The sequence below is a fragment of the Vibrio sp. TRT 1302 genome (assembly GCF_050113875.1).
In the GTDB taxonomy this organism is placed as follows: domain Bacteria; phylum Pseudomonadota; class Gammaproteobacteria; order Enterobacterales; family Vibrionaceae; genus Vibrio.
In genome coordinates this window covers 33,498-50,679 of sequence record NZ_JBNJOF010000006.1, presented here as the reverse complement: position 1 = coordinate 50,679, position 17,182 = coordinate 33,498, and the positions used below count along the sequence as shown (strand labels likewise).

The 17,182-nt window shown below is 45.2% G+C and carries 17 protein-coding genes; 9 read left to right on the top strand and 8 right to left on the bottom strand.

Annotated elements, in window-relative coordinates:
- Positions 1 to 8: 8 nt before the first annotated feature.
- From aceE to xerD, 5 genes are all read right to left on the bottom strand, one after another.
- Positions 9 to 2,672, bottom strand: a complete 2,664-nt coding sequence (gene aceE, locus ACQEXP_RS10420) for a pyruvate dehydrogenase (acetyl-transferring), homodimeric type (RefSeq protein ID WP_426969751.1) — start codon at positions 2,670 to 2,672, stop codon at positions 9 to 11.
- Positions 2,673 to 2,703: 31 nt separating this feature from the next.
- Positions 2,704 to 3,495, bottom strand: coding sequence for a pyruvate dehydrogenase complex transcriptional repressor PdhR (gene pdhR / locus ACQEXP_RS10415; RefSeq protein ID WP_269377464.1), 792 nt, complete (start codon positions 3,493 to 3,495; stop codon positions 2,704 to 2,706).
- 452 nt (positions 3,496 to 3,947) lie between these two features.
- Positions 3,948 to 5,684: a single-stranded-DNA-specific exonuclease RecJ gene (gene recJ / locus ACQEXP_RS10410; protein ID WP_426969749.1), complete on the bottom strand. Its 1,737-nt coding sequence runs from the start codon at positions 5,682 to 5,684 to the stop codon at positions 3,948 to 3,950.
- A gap of 39 nt (positions 5,685 to 5,723) precedes the next feature.
- Entirely contained in the window at positions 5,724 to 6,470 is a 747-nt protein-coding gene (locus ACQEXP_RS10405; protein WP_269377466.1) for a thioredoxin fold domain-containing protein, read from the bottom strand.
- A gap of 40 nt (positions 6,471 to 6,510) precedes the next feature.
- Positions 6,511 to 7,407 carry a site-specific tyrosine recombinase XerD gene (xerD, locus tag ACQEXP_RS10400; RefSeq protein WP_269377546.1) on the bottom strand — a complete coding sequence of 299 codons (897 nt, stop codon included), beginning with the start codon at positions 7,405 to 7,407 and terminating at the stop codon, positions 6,511 to 6,513.
- Positions 7,408 to 7,571: 164 nt separating this feature from the next.
- Between xerD and fldB the strand changes: the two genes are divergently transcribed.
- Positions 7,572 to 8,093 carry a flavodoxin FldB gene (gene fldB / locus ACQEXP_RS10395; RefSeq protein ID WP_426969747.1) on the top strand — a complete coding sequence of 174 codons (522 nt, stop codon included), beginning with the start codon at positions 7,572 to 7,574 and terminating at the stop codon, positions 8,091 to 8,093.
- A 60-nt stretch (positions 8,094 to 8,153) separates the two neighbouring features.
- On the opposite strand, the gene ampD is transcribed toward fldB, so the two are convergent.
- Positions 8,154 to 8,708: a 1,6-anhydro-N-acetylmuramyl-L-alanine amidase AmpD gene (gene ampD / locus ACQEXP_RS10390; protein ID WP_426969745.1), complete on the bottom strand. Its 555-nt coding sequence runs from the start codon at positions 8,706 to 8,708 to the stop codon at positions 8,154 to 8,156.
- Positions 8,709 to 8,841: 133 nt separating this feature from the next.
- Here ampD and nadC point away from each other — a divergent pair, with 133 nt between their 5' ends.
- The 8 genes from nadC (at position 8,842) to yacG (ending at position 15,862) form a co-directional block, all read left to right on the top strand.
- Complete coding sequence (nadC, locus tag ACQEXP_RS10385) at positions 8,842 to 9,729, top strand: carboxylating nicotinate-nucleotide diphosphorylase (RefSeq protein ID WP_426969743.1); 888 nt, start codon at positions 8,842 to 8,844, stop codon at positions 9,727 to 9,729.
- A 201-nt stretch (positions 9,730 to 9,930) separates the two neighbouring features.
- Positions 9,931 to 10,377: a pilin gene (locus ACQEXP_RS10380; protein WP_269377469.1), complete on the top strand. Its 447-nt coding sequence runs from the start codon at positions 9,931 to 9,933 to the stop codon at positions 10,375 to 10,377.
- Positions 10,377 to 12,068, top strand: coding sequence for a type IV-A pilus assembly ATPase PilB (pilB, locus tag ACQEXP_RS10375; RefSeq protein ID WP_426969742.1), 1,692 nt, complete (start codon positions 10,377 to 10,379; stop codon positions 12,066 to 12,068). The genes ACQEXP_RS10380 and pilB overlap by 1 nt, the downstream gene beginning before the upstream one ends.
- A gap of 9 nt (positions 12,069 to 12,077) precedes the next feature.
- Positions 12,078 to 13,307 carry a type II secretion system F family protein gene (locus ACQEXP_RS10370; protein ID WP_426969740.1) on the top strand — a complete coding sequence of 410 codons (1,230 nt, stop codon included), beginning with the start codon at positions 12,078 to 12,080 and terminating at the stop codon, positions 13,305 to 13,307.
- A 41-nt stretch (positions 13,308 to 13,348) separates the two neighbouring features.
- Complete coding sequence (locus ACQEXP_RS10365; protein ID WP_426969738.1) at positions 13,349 to 14,218, top strand: prepilin peptidase; 870 nt, start codon at positions 13,349 to 13,351, stop codon at positions 14,216 to 14,218.
- 1 nt (position 14,219) lies between these two features.
- Positions 14,220 to 14,828, top strand: a complete 609-nt coding sequence (gene coaE, locus ACQEXP_RS10360; RefSeq protein ID WP_426969736.1) for a dephospho-CoA kinase — start codon at positions 14,220 to 14,222, stop codon at positions 14,826 to 14,828.
- 34 nt (positions 14,829 to 14,862) lie between these two features.
- Entirely contained in the window at positions 14,863 to 15,603 is a 741-nt protein-coding gene (zapD, locus tag ACQEXP_RS10355) for a cell division protein ZapD (RefSeq protein WP_269377475.1), read from the top strand.
- 64 nt (positions 15,604 to 15,667) lie between these two features.
- On the top strand, positions 15,668 to 15,862 hold the full coding sequence (yacG, locus tag ACQEXP_RS10350; protein ID WP_426969734.1) for a DNA gyrase inhibitor YacG: 195 nt from the start codon (positions 15,668 to 15,670) through the stop codon (positions 15,860 to 15,862).
- Between the two features lie 156 nt (positions 15,863 to 16,018).
- On the opposite strand, the gene rplS is transcribed toward yacG, so the two are convergent.
- A complete protein-coding gene (gene rplS / locus ACQEXP_RS10345; protein WP_138971390.1) occupies positions 16,019 to 16,372 on the bottom strand; it encodes a 50S ribosomal protein L19 in 354 nt (117 codons plus the stop codon).
- A gap of 44 nt (positions 16,373 to 16,416) precedes the next feature.
- Positions 16,417 to 17,157 (bottom strand): tRNA (guanosine(37)-N1)-methyltransferase TrmD, encoded by a 741-nt coding sequence (gene trmD, locus ACQEXP_RS10340; protein ID WP_426969732.1) that lies wholly within the window; start codon positions 17,155 to 17,157, stop codon positions 16,417 to 16,419.
- Positions 17,158 to 17,182 lie beyond the last annotated feature (25 nt).

The window sequence follows — 17,182 nt, the reverse complement described above, 5'->3', positions numbered from 1 at the left end:
CTTCTCAATTAAGCGTATAGCGGGTTAGTTTTTTCAGTGTCGATGTCGAACTTAGCAATAGCTTCAACTACTACTGATTTCTCAACATCACCACGCTTAGCTAGTTCAGATAGCGCTGCTACTACGACATAACCTGCGTTCACTTCGAAGTGACGACGTAGGTTTTCGCGGCTGTCAGAACGACCAAAGCCATCAGTACCCAGCACTTTGTAAGACTCAGAAGGCATAAACGCACGAACTTGTTCTGCGTAGTTCTTCATGTAGTCAGTTGCTGCGATCGCTGGCTCTGTACCCATAACTTGAGCAATGTAAGGTACTTTGTCTTCTGCTTCTGGGTGCAGCATGTTGTCACGCTCTACCGCTTGGCCATCACGAGTTAGCTCGTTGAATGACGTTACAGAGAACACGTCAGATGCAATGCCGTACTCTTCACTTAGGATTGTTGCCGCTTTACGAACTTCGTTCATGATAGTACCAGAGCCCATCAACTGAACTTTAGACTTGTCACCAGCGTAAGATTCAAGCTTGTAGATACCCTTACGGATGCCTTCTTCAGCGCCTTCAGGCATCGCTGGCATCGCGTAGTTTTCGTTCATTACTGTTAGGTAGTAGAACACGTTCTCTTGCTCAGGGCCGTACATGCGACGGATACCGTCTTGCATGATAACAGCAACTTCGTATGCGAACGTTGGGTCGTAAGAAATACAGTTAGGAACTGTACCCGCCATAATGTGCGAGTGACCATCTTCGTGCTGTAGACCTTCGCCGTTAAGCGTTGTACGACCAGCTGTTGCACCTAGTAGGAAACCACGAGCTTGTTGGTCGCCAGCTAGCCATGCCATATCACCTACACGTTGGAAGCCAAACATTGAGTAGTAGATGTAGAATGGGATCATTGGTAGATCGTTAGTGCTGTATGATGTTGCAGCTGCAACCCAAGATGCCATTGAACCTAGCTCATTGATACCTTCTTGAAGTACCTGACCTGATGTTGCTTCTTTGTAGTAAGAAACAATGTCGCGATCCTGTGGCGTGTAGTTCTGACCGTGTGGGTTGTAAATACCGATCTGACGGAATAGACCTTCCATACCAAACGTACGTGCTTCATCACAGATGATAGGAACAATGTTCTTACCAATGTTTTTGTTCTTAAGCAGGATGTTAAGAGTACGAACGTAAGCCATTGTAGTAGAAATATCACGCTTCTGCTCTTCTAGTAGCGACGCGAACTCTTCTAGCTCAGGAACTTGGAAGTCTTGAGTAAATTTAGGTAGACGCTGTGGCGTGTAACCTTTCAATGCTTTACGACGAGCGTGTAGGTATTCGTATTCCGCTGAACCTTCTTCAAGTTTCAGGTAAGGAAGCGCCTTCACTGCTTCATCAGTTAGGATGTCTTGAAGACCTAGACGGTCACGTAGGTGTAGTACGTGAGTCATATCCATCTTCTTAACTTGGTGCGCGATGTTTTTACCTTCAGCCGCTTCACCCATACCGTAACCTTTCACTGTCTTAGCTAGGATTACAGTTGGACGACCTTTAGTTTCTGCCGCGTTTTTGTAAGCTGCGTATAGCTTAGAAGACTCGTGACCACCACGCTTAAGAGCGAAGATTTCGTCATCTGTCATGTCTGCAACTAGTGCAGCTGTCTCAGGGTACTTACCAAAGAAGTGCTTACGTACGTATGCGCCATCTTTAGATTTAAATGTTTGGTAGTCACCATCTACAGTTTCGTTCATCAGCTGTAGAAGTTTACCTGTTGTATCTTTAGCAAGCAGAGCATCCCAGTTGCTACCCCAGATAACTTTAACAACGTTCCAGCCAGCGCCTTTAAATAGACCTTCTAGCTCTTGAATGATGCTGCCGTTACCCATTACAGGGCCGTCTAGACGCTGTAGGTTACAGTTAACTAGGAAACATAGGTTGTCTAGCTTCTCACGCGCAGCGAAAGACAATGAACCACGTGATTCTGGCTCATCCATCTCACCGTCGCCTAGGAAAGCGTATACACGTTGAGCAGAAGTATCTTTCAGACCACGGCCGTCTAGGTACTTAAGGAAACGCGCTTGGTAGATCGCAGAAATTGGACCTAGACCCATAGAAACTGTAGGGAACTGCCAGAACTCAGGCATTAGTTTAGGGTGTGGGTATGATGGGATACCTTTACCGTCTACTTCTTGACGGAAGTTATCTAGCTGCTCTTCAGTTAGACGACCTTCAACAAATGCACGAGAGTAGATACCCGGTGAAATGTGACCTTGGTAGTAAACTAGATCGCCACCGTCCGTCTCGTTTGGAGCGCGGAAGAAGTGGTTGAAACATACTTCGTAGAATGCAGCAGAAGACTGGAAAGACGCCATGTGGCCGCCTAACTCAAGGTCTTTCTTAGATGCACGTAGAACGATCATGATTGCGTTCCAGCGGATGATAGAACGAATACGGCGCTCAAGTGTTGTGTCACCTGGGTAAGCGGGTTCTTGGTCTGCAGGAATCGTGTTGATGTAGTTAGTTGTGATACCTGTTGGCATATCAACACCGTCTAGACGTGCTTTGTCTAGAACTTGCTCTAATAGGAACTGAGCACGCTCTACACCTTCTTCACGTACAACTGACTCAAGTGCTTGTAGCCATTCTTGAGTTTCCAGTGCATCTACGTCATGCTTCATATCAGACATGGCGATCTATCCTTCTATTGGTTGGATCTACTTATTTAAGTAACCGTTTCTTGTTTAAAGAATCGTTACCTTGCTGAATTCGACGCAAAGAGCGCTCTCTGCGTGACTCTTCACGAGTCAAATCCAACAATGTTTCTTCAATATAAGCTAAGTGTGAGTGTGACATTTCACGTGCCTTTTCCGGCTGACCCGAAACAATCGCATCCACAATATTAGCTCGGTGTTTACTTACTTTCTCGACCACTTCATCGCGGCGATGTAAGAGCTTTAAATTCTGTAAGACGTTTTGCTCAAGCAAAGGAGCCAAACTACGAACAATATGCAGAAGCACAACATTGTGCGCAGCTTCCGTCAGGGCAATCAAAAATTGCATAACAGCCCCAGCTTCAGCTTCGACATTTTTCTTCGTTTGCTCTTCGCTGATGTTTTTCAGGCAAGCCTGAATACGAGCAAAGTCTTCCTCGGTTCCACGAACTGCTGCAAAGTAAGCGGCAATACCTTCCATCGCATGGCGAGTTTCCAGTAAGTCCAGCTGAGTTTCAGAGTGGCTAGACAATAAATTTAGCAGAGGATCAGAAAAGCTTGTCCAAATACTCTCGCTAACAAATGTGCCACCGCCCTGACGACGAGTAAGAAGACGTTTGGCTTCGAGGCGTTGTATCGCTTCACGGATTGAAGGACGTGAGACATCGAACTGCTTCGCTAACTCACGCTCTGGTGGCAACTGCTGCCCCGGAGACAATGTTCCTTCCACTATCAGCCTTTCCAATTCTTGTTCAATGACATCAGAAAGTTTTGGCTGACGAATCCTTTGATAAGCCATAGTTGTTTTTCTTCTACTCTTTGCAGTCAATTGGTATTACCAATTTCAAGTTGGCAGGAAAATTAACATAATTAAAACGCAAGTTCCAGTCAAAAATTGACCCAAATCATAGAACAGCCCTTACACCAACACTTTGATAACAATAGCTGATTAAAACAGCAATTAAATTGGTCAGACCAATTACAATTTGTAAACAGATGGGCATGTAACGTGCTAGGGGTCACAGTTTATCTTTTTAGTTTTAAAAGAATATGAATGGGATGTGTCGGGATAAGACGGTGAGATAGGTGAGGCGAGAGAGGCGAGAAAAATAGATCTTCGATAGAATCTGCCCTGTCAATACCATTAACAGCACAGGTTCTATCAACTCACTACCCGACTCTAGCCCTTAAAAGACAAAGTCCAAATTCGCTGTTCGAAGTGAAGCACTCTATAGGGCAAAGCCCCATCCTTTATCGCGCCTCAATATGGTCAATCATCAATTGCAATGACTGATTACCACGAAACTCATTGATATCGAGCTTATAAGCTAAGCGAACCGTTTTAACGGATGCATCAGGCCAACGACGTAAATCGACATTAAAGGCAATGCCATCGATGAGGATGTTGGTCGGATGGCCTTTATGCAAAGGTTCGAGCATTAGCTTGAGGTGTTTCTCTCCCACCAGCTTTTGATGCAAAACTTTAAACTCTCCATCAAAAACAGGCTCGGGAAACGCCTGCCCCCAAGGGCCACCTGAGCGCAGCATCTCAGCAATATGCATTGAGAACTCCTCTGGCGCCAATTCGCCATCGGATAAAATCACACCTTTGAGCGCCGCATCATCCAAGTCCTGCTTTACCGCCTCATCGAACAACTGAGAGAAACGTTCAAAGTTTTTCTCTTCGATGGTCAAACCTGCTGCCATTGCATGGCCGCCAAACTTAATGATCATGCCGGGATTCTGGGTGTCAATGCGATCCAATACATCTCTCATGTGCAAGCCAGGAATTGAGCGACAAGACCCCTTAATTGTCCCCTCTCCTCCATCAGCAAACGCGATGACCGGACGGTGAAACTTCTCTTTGATACGTGAAGCCAGAATACCGATCACGCCCTGATGCCAGTCTCTTTGAAACAGAACCAAACCATGTGGCATATCAGTTTCACCGAATTGCAGACGCTCACAGAAAGCCATCGCTTCCTGTTTCATGCCTTCTTCGATCTCTTTTCGTGTCTGATTCAGACCATCCAGTTCACTCGCCATACGACGAGCAGCATGAATATTGTTACTCAGCAACAACTCAACGCCAAACGACATGTCATCCAAACGTCCAGCCGCATTGATTCGCGGTCCGAGGGCGAAACCGAAGTCAGACGCAACCAGTCGACGAGCATCTCGCTTGGCTACCTCTATCAAAGCTTGAATGCCTGGTCGCGCTTTACCTGCACGAATCCGCTGCAAACCTTGATGAACTAAGATTCGGTTATTTTCATCCAGTGGCACCACATCGGCAACCGTGCCTAATGCCACTAAATCGATCAGTTCCATCAGCTTCGGTTCAGCCATTCCTTGCTGGGTAAACCAACCATTTTTGCGCATATGTACACACAGCGCCATCATCAGGTAGAAGGCAACACCAACGCCCGCTAAAGCTTTAGAGGGAAAAGCGCATTCCTGCAAATTGGGATTGACCATCGCATCAACCTCAGGCAACTGATGACCCGGAAGATGGTGGTCTGTTACGAGAACCAGGAGACCTTGTTGCTTCGCATAGCGAACACCTTCAATCGATGATACGCCGTTATCGACCGTCATGATGACCTCTGCACCAAGCTCAATCGCTTGGTCGACCACTTCAGGGCTGAGGCCGTAGCCATCTTCAAATCGGTTTGGTACCAAGTAATCAACATTACTTGAGCCAAGCATACGCAACGCCAGCACAGACAACGCGGAACTGGTAGCGCCATCGGCATCAAAATCACCAACAACAATGATGCGTTTGTTGGCTTGCAATGCGTTAAACAGCAACTCAACCGCTTTATCTATCCCATGTAACTTTTGGTACGAATGTAGTCCACGGGCAGTGGTTTCCAACTGTTCGATGCTACGAATACCACGGGATATGTATATGCGTTTCAGTAAAGGGGCGATGGAGTCAGGAAGTAAACTTAAATCAGCTTCAGGTCTGCGTTGAATTTCTATCATAATAAATATTAGAGCCTCTAATTAGAGGCTCTTTTCAAATCATTGAGTTTGTTGAAGACGTTGGAGTAACTGTGCAGGAGGAAGATAACCACCAACCATTTCACCATTTGGAAGGAAGATCGCTGGTGTACCGCTAATACCTAACTCACGTCCCAGTGCAAAGTGCTGCTGGATGATTTGCTGGTATTTCGCATAGTCCTCGCCTTGCTCAGGAAACTCACGATTCACTTTTCCGTTATGCATCGCTGATTGAGGATCTTTTGCACCCCAGATCGCCGCCATTTGATCAGCAACAGAACCCGTCGCACCTTGACGAGGGTATGCCATGTAGCGAACAGTGATACCAAGTTCGTTGTAACCCTTCATCTGGCTGTGCAGGCGAACACAGTAACCACAAGTAATATCAGTAAATACGGTTACAACATACTTCTCGTTATCCGCCTTGAACTCAATCATACTGTCTTTGAATGCTTCAATCTTCGCCGCATTTAGGGGCGCCTGACGTTTAGCAAGAACATCTTCATATTGACCTTCTGCATCCAACTTATACAAGGTACCCGCTAAAAAGTAATCACCTGATGGCGTTGCAAATAAAACACCGCCGCTGGTTTGAACTTCAACCAAACCTTCAACTTCAGCAGGAACCACATCTTTGACTTCAAGACCAAGCTTGGCAAAACGCTGCTCAAGCAGTTCCTTGTCAAACTTAACTTCAGCGGCAGAAACGGTCTGAGTAGCCAAAATAAATGGTAATGTCAGTAACGTCATTCGGCGTAATACGCTCATTCAATTCACCTTAAATCAATCATGTTATAACCAAGAGACACTATGCTCTTGGGTGGTGTTCACTATGCAGCTGCTTCAATCGCTCCGTTGCTACATGAGTATAAATTTGTGTTGTCGACAAGTCACTATGCCCCAATAGCATCTGCACGACACGCAGATCAGCGCCATAATTGAGCAAATGTGTCGCAAAAGCATGTCGTAAAACATGGGGAGAAAGCTGCTCAGTATCAATCCCTGCTAACACGGCATAGTGTTTGATTCGGTGCCAAAATGTCTGGCGCGTCATTTGACGAGCTCGTTTACTCGGGAAAACGACATCCGAAGTTGTTTCTCCAAGTAATTCAGACCTACCTTGCTGCAAAAAAGTTTCAATCCACTCGATAGCATTTTCACCCAGCGGGACTAAACGTTCCTTGCCACCTTTACCTGTGATTCTTACCACCCCTTGTCGCAAACTGATGTTTTCCATTGTCAGACTGACGAGTTCAGTGACACGCAATCCAGTAGCGTACAATAACTCAAGCATCGCTTTGTCACGTAACTCCATTGCATCATTGGGATCTGGCGCATTGAGAAGCGCTTCAACTTGTTCTTCACTTAAGTCTTTGGGTAGTCGTTTTGGCAGTTTGGGACTGATGAGTAGTGCGCTGGGATCATCACCGCGAATTTTTTCTCTATGTAGATACTGAAAAAGACGACGAATCGCTGATAGCATTCTTGCTCGCGAGGTTTGTTTATAGCCCGAGTCAGCGAGCCAAGACTGATAGTCTTGAAGTCCAGAGAGGCTGATAAAATCGAGACGATAGTTGTTTGCTGCCATCCACTTCAATAGTTTTACCAGATCATTACGGTATGAATCTAAAGTGTTTTCTGACAACCCTCTTTCCATCCACATTGAATCTAAAAACTGCTCAACTATTCCTTGATCAGGTGACATTTGTTCAGACACAGCAAACCTCTTTATTTCGTTATGCGCTCAAATGTAAGTTCCTAAGAGTAATAAAGCTATAAAAATTCATCCTACCGACGGATATTCGCTGCAAAGCTCGCCATTTTGTGTTTAGAATTCACCATCAATTTTCCAATACAGAAAAGAATACTATGAAAATCGGTCTATTTTACGGCTCAACCACTTGTTATACCGAAATGGCAGCAGAGAAGATCCGTGCCATTATTGGTGAAGACCTTATTGATATTCACAATGTTAAAGAAGCGCCTCTGTCTTTAATGGCTGACTATGATTTTCTGATTTTGGGGATTTCAACATGGGATTTTGGCGAGATCCAAGAAGACTGGAACGAGCTTTGGGATCAAATAGAGAGCCTGCCACTGACAGGAAAAACCGTTGCTCTGTTTGGTCTAGGCGATCAAGAAGGTTACGGCGAATGGTACTTAGATGCCATGGGCTTTCTGCACGATGAAGTGAAAAAAGCGGGGGCTAACGTCGTTGGATATTGGCCAAACGATGAAAACTATCAGTTTGAAGCTTCGAAAGCTCTCACCGAAGACAAAAGCCAGTTTGTCGGCCTGGCGCTAGATGAAGACTCACAATATGAGTTAAGTGATGAACGTATCACGACTTGGGTGGAGCAAATTTTGGTGGAATATCAAGAGACGCTGTAGAGCTGGATTACGATTCCCTCTAGAGAACAAGTCCATCCTGTTATCTAGCCGTGAAGCGCTCTAGCTAGCTATAGAGCGTAGTCCGTTCCTAAATCGAGCCCAATCAAACACTAACCCAGGGTCTGTCTTACGCAGTGGCGCTATATACTGATGTCCTGTGATGCGCGGAAGTGTGATTAAAGGATACTCCTGCTGAATCTGTTGAGTTAGTTCAGTCAATGCTTGATACTGCGCATCGGTGTAAGCGACAAAATCACTGCCTTCTAGCTCGATGCCTATCGAATAATCATTACACTTTTCACGCCCAGCAAAGCTCGACTTTCCCGCATGCCAAGCTCTAGCGGTAAATGGAACAAACTGTACGACCTCACCATCACGACGAATCAAGCAGTGTGCCGAAACCCCCATTTGATGGATAACCTTAAAGAATGGGTGCTGCTCAGGATCCAACTTGCCAGTAAAAAACTGCTCAATATAAGGACCACCGAACTGCCCAGGCGGGAGGCTGATGTTATGTACCACCAGCAAAGAGATATCCTGTGGCTCGCTTCTTTGATCGAAGAATGGAGATTCAACTCGTCGCGCTTTACTGTACCAACCCTGATCATCAATCATTTTGCTGCTCGTTATATTATTCAGTCCTCACGATTTTATCTGTTTGACCATGAAATGCGAGATTAATGGCTGAATTTCACTCTCAGTCAGCGTATCATGCCCACCTCTTGTCCAACTGCGTATTAGATTTGCGATGAAAAACACACACAATAGCCAAGAACGTCTCGAATATTTGAAACAACAACTTCCTCTAGAGATCTCCCGAGCCGTCGCGGATACCATCAAAGAAGATCTTGGTGGCACACTTGACCCTGCTGCTGATATTACCGCAAGTCTAATTCCCGCAGATGCCCACAACGAAGCAACCATTATCACCCGCGAACACGGTGTCTTCTGTGGCAAAGCTTGGGCTGATGAAGTGTTTAAGCAGCTAGGTGGCGAAGTCACCATTGAATGGAATGTCGAAGATGGTGACAAAGTAGAGCCAAATCAGGTTCTTTGTACCCTTTCAGGTCCTTCTCGCGCGCTACTTACAGGTGAGCGTAACGCGATGAATTTCATGCAAACACTTTCTGGTTGTGCAACTACCACCGCTCAATATGCTGAAAAACTGGAAGGCACTGGCTGTCGTTTACTTGATACCCGCAAAACCATTCCAGGTCTACGCAGCGCACTAAAATATGCGGTAGCTTGTGGTGGTGGCTTCAACCACCGTATCGGAGTTTTCGACGCTTACTTGATTAAAGAGAACCACATCATCGCTAATGGTGGTATCACGCAAACCATCAAAACGGCTAAAGAGCTTAATCCAGGTAAACCTGTCGAAGTTGAAACAGAAAGTCTTGCTGAGCTACAAGAAGCGATTGAAGCAGGTGCAGACATCATTATGTTGGATAATTTCACAACCGATATGATGCGCGAAGCCGTGAAGATTAATGCAGGTCGTGCCGCACTAGAAAACTCCGGTAACGTCACTTTAGAGACTCTACGTGAGTACGCGGAAACGGGTGTGGATTACATCTCGGTTGGAGCATTAACTAAACATATCAAGGCGATGGATCTTTCCATGCGCTTTAAATAAAAACATCAGCACTAACTAATAAAGAAATAGAGGCCTTCAAGCCTCTATTTTTTCCCACAACGTCAAATCCTTCTGACACTTATGTGCAAAAAAGGATTATTTTGCTCTCTTCTTGTCCAGAACAACTCACTGCTACATACCTTATCCATTCTCCCCCTCGTATTCTTTTGCCACACAGTCCCCAAACTAGAGGTGAGAAAGATGGCAACGAAGCAAAAGAATAAAGGCTTTACCTTAATCGAATTGATGGTCGTTGTTGCAATTGTGGCGGTACTTGCAACATTAGCGATCCCCAGTTATCAAAACTACGTAACTCGTGCTCATGCCAGTGAAATGCTCAATGCATCCATGGCAATGAAGACCGCGGTTTCCATTTGTCTCATCCGAGGGGAGCCAGATTGCACCTCTGGTAATGGCGACGTTCCTTTAGCTCAAGATCTTGGCGACTTTTCAGTCGAGTCAATTGCCGACGCAATAAGCGGCCGACAGAAAGTGCGAGCGTCAATCAATCCCTCAAAAACAAAAGGTCGGCTAGAAAATGGCGATATGGTGGATTTAATCCCTGAAGTCTCTTCTGGGGGAGTGACATGGAGTGTTGTATGCACATCGATTGATGGTACTGCGGATAACTGGTGCCCTAAAAACTAATGCTAACCACATTGCCTTCAATATTAAGACAAGCAAGTATTCTTAATCACCAACAAGAATCCTTACTACTTAATCACATCAAAGCTTCTGGTCAGTCTGCGCCCGAAGCTTTGATATCATTGAAGTTATTGAATTCTGATCAACTAACTAAAGTGATCTCCCAGCTTTTCGAACAGCCAGAAACCAACCTCGAACAATTTGAATATGCGAAGTTGTGCAACACGCTAGGCTTAAGGGAGCTCATCACACGATTTTCCGCGTTACCAATTGAGCAAAGTGGACAGGTTCTAACGGTCGCCGTCACCGATATTACACATAGTGAAATTGAAGAGGAATTTCGTTTTGCTACCGGATTTCAAATAGATCTCGTCTTGGCCGACTTCCAACAACTTCAAGGCGCTATACGGCGCGTTTATGGAAAATCAGACGTCACACTGCACGCCAATTTTGGAAGGGACATTAATGAGCAGGAACTGGCTTCATTGGTTGACATTACTCAGGAGGAGATGACATCGGTTGAAGATCTTAGCCAAGATGACGCGCCTGTAAGTCGCTATATCAATCAGATCCTTTTAGATGCGGTAAGGAAAACCGCTTCAGATATTCATTTCGAGCCCTATGAACAATCATATCGCGTCCGTATGCGTTGTGATGGGCTACTAGTAGAAAGTCAGCAGCCACCTCATCATTTAAGCCGACGCCTCACCACCCGACTCAAAATCCTTGCCAAGCTCGATATTGCGGAGCGACGGCTTCCGCAAGATGGCAGGATAAAACTGAAGCTAAGCCAACATGCTGCAATAGATATCCGAGTGTCGAGTTTACCGACATTATGGGGAGAAAAAATTGTGGTTCGTCTGCTGGATAGTCGTTCTACGACCCTCGACCTTGATACACTGGGATATACATCTCATCAAAAGCAGATCTATCTTAACGCCCTCAACAAACCTCAAGGACTCATTGTGGTTACAGGGCCAACAGGAAGCGGGAAAAGTGCCTCCCTGTATACTGGCTTAAAAATTCTCAATACCCCCCAGATTAATATTTCCACAGCAGAAGACCCGGTAGAGATAAACCTAACTGGTATCAACCAAGTTCAGATTCAACCGCATATCGGTCTCGACTTTTCTAAGACTCTTAGAGCATTTCTGCGCCAAGACCCAGATATTATTATGGTTGGTGAGATACGAGATCGTGAGACAGCAGAAATTGCCGTTAAGGCTGCTCAAACGGGCCATCTGGTATTGACCACACTTCATACCAATTCGGCTTCCGAAGCCGTTTCTCGATTAAAAAATATGGGGATTGAATCTTATAATCTGTCTTCATCGCTGAGTCTGGTGATTGCCCAACGCCTCGCTCGCCGTCTATGCCCTCACTGCAAACAACGCCTCAATCCTTCAACGTCGGTAAAAAAACAGTTTGATCTACCAGACGACGCCACTCTCTACCAAGCTCACGAGCAGGGATGCAGTGAATGCAACAACGGTTATTCAGGCAGAGTAGGACTCTATGAGTTGATGGCATTCAACGAGACTTTACTTAATGCGGTCAGTGATGATAGCAGCAGCCAAGAGATTGATTGCCTTGCCAGAGAACAAGGCATGATGACTCTGAAACAGGCGGGGGTGGAAAAACTGCTCTGCGGAATAACAAGCTACCAAGAACTTCAACGTGTGCTCTATTTGTAACGTGGAGAAATGATGACGCTTAAACACCGACCTCAAATAAAAGCCTTTATCTGGAAAGGCATCAACCGCTCTGGGTCAAAAGTTACGGGTCGCAGTTTTGCCTATAGTGACTTCGAGGTACGACGTGAACTAAAGCTGAATCATATAAACGAGATTCAAATAACCGTACGTCCACTATCCATGGTCGAACGCTTCACTCAGCAAGTAAAAGCGAAAGATATTACGATTGTGACCCGTCAAATCGCCACTATGCTCTCCACTGGCATGCCGATTATCTCAGTCCTTAAATTAGTCGCGACGAACCAGAACAAAGGAGAAATGAAATCGATACTCATGCGACTTTCAGCAAGAATTGAAGTTGGCGTTCCTCTGTCTCAGGCACTGGGGATGACCAGTGTTCATTTTGATGCAATGTATCGCGATTTAGTTGTAACTGGAGAACAGACCGGTAAACTCACTGACGTATTTGAGCGATTGGCCAGCTATAGAGAAAAGTCCGAACAACTCAAATCCAATGTGGTTAAAGCACTAATATACCCAAGCATGGTCGTGCTAACCGCGCTAATCGTCTGTTACTTAATGCTGACACTGGTTATCCCTCAGTTTGAATCTATATATGCTGGCTTCGGAGCCGACCTTCCTTGGCTAACTAAACAGGTACTGCACATCTCTTCGCTCAGCCAAGATTATCTCGGAGTGAGCTTGCTACTTCTCTTTCTAATCTATCTGACTCTCAAGTCTGTTAATAAGCGCTCTATGCGTTTCACCTTACGATGGAATCAATGGCTACTCGCTGCACCTATCCTTGGCAAAGTGCTAGGACAAGCCGCCATCGCTAGATTTAGCCGCACAATGGCGACAAGCTTTAGCGCTGGTCTGCCTATTCTTTTATGCTTGGAAACGGCGGCGCGAACAGCGGGAAATCTTTACTATCAAAAAGCACTAGAGCGTGTCACGACAAACACCGCATCGGGTATGCCGATGTATGTCGCGATGAGACAGTGTGAAGCATTTCCAGAGATGGTTTTACAAATGGTCATGATTGGTGAAGAAGCAGGAAAATTGGATGATATGCTCAACAAAATAGCGGATATATACGAGGCAAGCGTAGAAAGTAGTATTGACACCCTTGGCAAAACGCTAGAGCCACTGATCATCATTTTCCTTGGCTCGACAGTCGGAGGGCTAGTTGTAGCGATGTACCTACCAATCTTTAACTTAATGAATGTCTTAGGGTAGTATACTCAGGATATATGTGAAATTGGACAGTTGACTCCTATATGGACATTTTTGACTTCAATCCTTGGCTTTTCCCTACTTTGGCGACAGTGTTTGGTCTGATCATTGGTAGCTTTCTCAACGTGGTTATTCATCGCCTACCGCTCATTATGGAACGGGAATGGCGTCATGAATGTGCTGAAAGCTTTCCTGAGTATAATATTGAGCCACCACAGGGGATCTACAATCTGAGCGTACCACGCTCAAGTTGCCCAAAGTGTCAAACGCCAATTCGTTTCGTCGATAATATTCCTCTCGTCAGCTGGCTGATACTCAAAGGTCAATGTCATCAATGTCATGCGAAAATTAGCGCACGTTATCCATTGGTAGAGCTGCTCAGTGCTGCGCTCTCATTCTTAGTTGCCTATCAACTTGGCTTCAGCTATTTCTCGATTGCCTTAATTTTCTTCACCTTTGTTCTGATCGCAGCCACGTTCATTGATCTCGATACCATGCTGCTTCCCGATCAACTCACCCTACCTTTGACTTGGGCCGGTATCCTACTCTCTCTGCTCCACATTAGCCCTGTATCACTACAAGATTCAATTATAGGCGCGATGGCTGGTTACCTATCTTTATGGTCTGTGTATTGGCTATTCAAATTGATAACTGGCAAAGAAGGCATGGGATACGGTGACTTCAAACTTCTTGCGGCATTAGGGGCTTGGTTGGGATGGCAATATCTGCCAATGGTGATACTGCTATCTTCCGTCGTAGGACTCATTTTTGGTTTAATCCAACTCCGACTGAAGCAACAAGGTATCGACAAAGCATTTCCATTTGGTCCTTACCTAGCGATCGCCGGCTGGATTTGTATGATGTGGGGAAGTGATATTTTGGATTGGTATCTGAGCAATTTTCTAGGAATTTAATATGGCACTCGTCATCGGACTCACTGGCGGCATCGCGAGTGGAAAAACAACCGTCGCAAATATTTTCCACCAAGAGTTTGGAATTGAAATTGTTGATGCAGATATCGTCGCTCGTCAGGTCGTTGAGCCAGGTAGTGATGGATTACATCAGATTGAGCAACATTTTGGACCTGAAGTGATTCAATCAGATGGTGCTTTAAATCGTGCCAAGCTGAGAGAAATTATCTTTGCCGATCCTACTCAAAAGGAGTGGCTTAACAACCTACTCCATCCAATGATCAGACATAAGATGCTAAACGATCTTGAAAATGTCCGCTCTGAATACGCATTGCTTGTCATTCCATTGATGGTAGAAAACAACCTGCAAACCTTAGCTGACAAGGTGATTGTGGTGGATGTCGACCCAGAAACTCAAATTCAGCGTACGGTTAAACGTGATCACGTAGACAGCGAGCAAGCCAAGGCAATTCTCGCCTCTCAAGCGACACGCGAACAGCGACTCGCTATCGCCGATTACGTGATTAAAAATAATACAAAAAACCAAAAACTTTTGTATCAAATCACAGAATTACATAAAAAGTTTCTAGAAATATGTAGGGGAAATCTGTGAGAATAAAGGATGAATAATCCAGAGCTGCCGATTAATGACAACGCATTATTTTGAACATCCACTGAACGAGAAAACCCGCATATATTTGAGGGTTGAGGCTTTACTCAACCAACTCAATATTGCCGCTCAGTTCAGCGATAATATGCAGCATCTGATCTTCTACCGTTCACTGTTTGACTTACTGGAAATCTTTGAACAGATTCAGTTGAAAAGTGAGTTGGCTAAAGACATCGAAAAGCAACGCCTCGCTTACCGTTCTTGGTTAAATGTCGAAGGCGTCGATCAAGAGATGCTGCGAGACGTTCTGAACGAAGTTGATAGCGTTCACAGTGAGCTGATGGCCGCAGAACGTTTTGGACAAAGTCTCAAAGAAGATCGCTTTCTTAGCGCCATACGCCAAAGGTTTAATCTTCCTGGCGGCTCATGCTGCTTTGATCTTCCGGCTCTCCATCATTGGTTACACCTACCACTTGAGCAGAGAAAAACGGATGCTCATCAGTGGTTGAGTACCCTTCAGCCCTTAGCGAAAGCACTGAATCAGTGGCTAAAACTCACCCGAGAAACTGGCCATTTTAGAACCATACATGCCAACTCTGGTTTCTACCAAAGTGACGCTGACGAAGCCAATATCTTACGCCTTGAAATACCGATGCATTTCGGCGTCTATCCTATGATTTCAGGCCATAAGAACCGTTTTGCGATTAAATTTATTGAGTTCAAAACAGGCCAAGCTTCCATCGCGAACGTTGAATTTCAACTTGCCGTTTGTTGCTAAACACAATCACTAGTTAACGCGTTATACTACTTCAATACTATTTTTTGGTATTTAGAGAACCATCATGTCAAAAATTACTACCGTACCCTGCCCTCAATGTGGCACCGACGTTGTTTGGGGAGAGCAAAGCCCTTACCGTCCATTTTGCAGTAAACAGTGCCAAATGATTGATTTTGGCGAGTGGGCTGACGAAGAAAATACGATTCCCGGCGCACCGGATATGTCAGATGCTGACGGTTGGTCGGAAGATCAGTACTGAGAAAATGAGAGTCGCGTTTTGAGTATCAGGTATCAGACCTTGATACCAAGCACGATCTCGATTCTCACAGCGAAGCGTTCACAACTCTTTAAGTAGAACGCATAAAAAAACGGAGTCCATTGGACTCCGTTTAATATGAGAACGCTAGTTATAGCATTACTTCTTAGCAAGTTTCTCTTTGATACGAGCTGACTTACCAGAACGCTCACGTAGGTAGTACAGTTTGGCACGACGTACTGCACCGCGGCGTTTAACTTCAATGCTATCAACCATTGGAGAGTGTGTTTGGAACGTACGCTCTACACCTTCACCGTTAGAAATCTTACGTACTGTGAATGCAGAGTGTAGACCACGGTTACGGATTGCGATTACAACGCCTTCGAAAGCCTGTAGACGCTCACGCTCACCTTCTTTTACCTTAACTTGAACAACAACTGTGTCACCAGGTGCGTAGTTAGGTAGGTCTTTTTTCATTTGCTCTTCTTCAAGAGCTTTGATGATGTTACTCATTTTCAATATTCCTAGAATAAACTGATACTAAATTTAATAGGTTACTAAGTTCGAGATTCAGAAATGAATTCGGCTAGTAATTGTTCCTGTTCGTCAGTCAGAGCTAGGTTTTCCAGGAGCTCTGGTCTTCTTAACCAAGTGCGGCCTAACGACTGTTTTAGTCGCCAGCGACGAATATCCTTATGGTTTCCAGATTTGAGTACCGCTGGCACTTCTTTACCATCTAGAACCTCAGGCCGCGTATAGTGAGGGCAATCTAACAAACCATTTGCGAAAGAGTCTTCTTCCGCTGACGCAAAATCTCCAAGCACTCCCGGAACAAACCGAGATACTGAATCTATTAGCGTCATGGCTGGTATCTCACCACCCGTCATCACAAAATCACCAATCGACCATTCTTCGTCGACTTCAGATTGAATGACACGCTCATCTACCCCTTCGTAGCGGCCACAAATCAGAAGCAAGTTCTCGTTTGTTGCCAGCTCTTCAACACCTTTTTGGTCAAGTTTTCGACCTTGAGGTGACAGGTAGATTACCTTCGTCTTACCTGGTGATGCCTGTTTGGCTGCGTGGATAGCATCGCGCAAAGGCTGAACCATCATAAGCATGCCAGGACCACCACCATAAGGTCTGTCATCGACAGTGCGATGTTTGTCGTGCGTGAAATCACGAGGATTCCATGTCTCAATCGACAAAAGACCTTTTTTAACCGCTTGACCTGTTACTCCGTAATCAGTAACGCTGCGGAACATCTCAGGAAATAGGCTAATTACGCCAACCCACATTGTTCAATCGCTCCGTTACTTGGAG

Bases quoted from the DNA above. Each gene is read 5' to 3' on its own strand.
- aceE (WP_426969751.1), bottom strand. From the start codon at position 2,672: ATGTCTGATATGAAGCATGACGTAGATGCACTGGAAACTCAAGAATGG.
- pdhR (WP_269377464.1), bottom strand. From the start codon at position 3,495: ATGGCTTATCAAAGGATTCGTCAGCCAAAACTTTCTGATGTCATTGAA.
- recJ (WP_426969749.1), bottom strand. From the start codon at position 5,684: ATGATAGAAATTCAACGCAGACCTGAAGCTGATTTAAGTTTACTTCCT.
- ACQEXP_RS10405 (WP_269377466.1), bottom strand. From the start codon at position 6,470: ATGAGCGTATTACGCCGAATGACGTTACTGACATTACCATTTATTTTG.
- xerD (WP_269377546.1), bottom strand. From the start codon at position 7,407: ATGTCACCTGATCAAGGAATAGTTGAGCAGTTTTTAGATTCAATGTGG.
- fldB (WP_426969747.1), top strand. From the start codon at position 7,572: ATGAAAATCGGTCTATTTTACGGCTCAACCACTTGTTATACCGAAATG.
- ampD (WP_426969745.1), bottom strand. From the start codon at position 8,708: ATGATTGATGATCAGGGTTGGTACAGTAAAGCGCGACGAGTTGAATCT.
- nadC (WP_426969743.1), top strand. From the start codon at position 8,842: ATGAAAAACACACACAATAGCCAAGAACGTCTCGAATATTTGAAACAA.
- ACQEXP_RS10380 (WP_269377469.1), top strand. From the start codon at position 9,931: ATGGCAACGAAGCAAAAGAATAAAGGCTTTACCTTAATCGAATTGATG.
- pilB (WP_426969742.1), top strand. From the start codon at position 10,377: ATGCTAACCACATTGCCTTCAATATTAAGACAAGCAAGTATTCTTAAT.
- ACQEXP_RS10370 (WP_426969740.1), top strand. From the start codon at position 12,078: ATGATGACGCTTAAACACCGACCTCAAATAAAAGCCTTTATCTGGAAA.
- ACQEXP_RS10365 (WP_426969738.1), top strand. From the start codon at position 13,349: ATGGACATTTTTGACTTCAATCCTTGGCTTTTCCCTACTTTGGCGACA.
- coaE (WP_426969736.1), top strand. From the start codon at position 14,220: ATGGCACTCGTCATCGGACTCACTGGCGGCATCGCGAGTGGAAAAACA.
- zapD (WP_269377475.1), top strand. From the start codon at position 14,863: ATGACAACGCATTATTTTGAACATCCACTGAACGAGAAAACCCGCATA.
- yacG (WP_426969734.1), top strand. From the start codon at position 15,668: ATGTCAAAAATTACTACCGTACCCTGCCCTCAATGTGGCACCGACGTT.
- rplS (WP_138971390.1), bottom strand. From the start codon at position 16,372: ATGAGTAACATCATCAAAGCTCTTGAAGAAGAGCAAATGAAAAAAGAC.
- trmD (WP_426969732.1), bottom strand. From the start codon at position 17,157: ATGTGGGTTGGCGTAATTAGCCTATTTCCTGAGATGTTCCGCAGCGTT.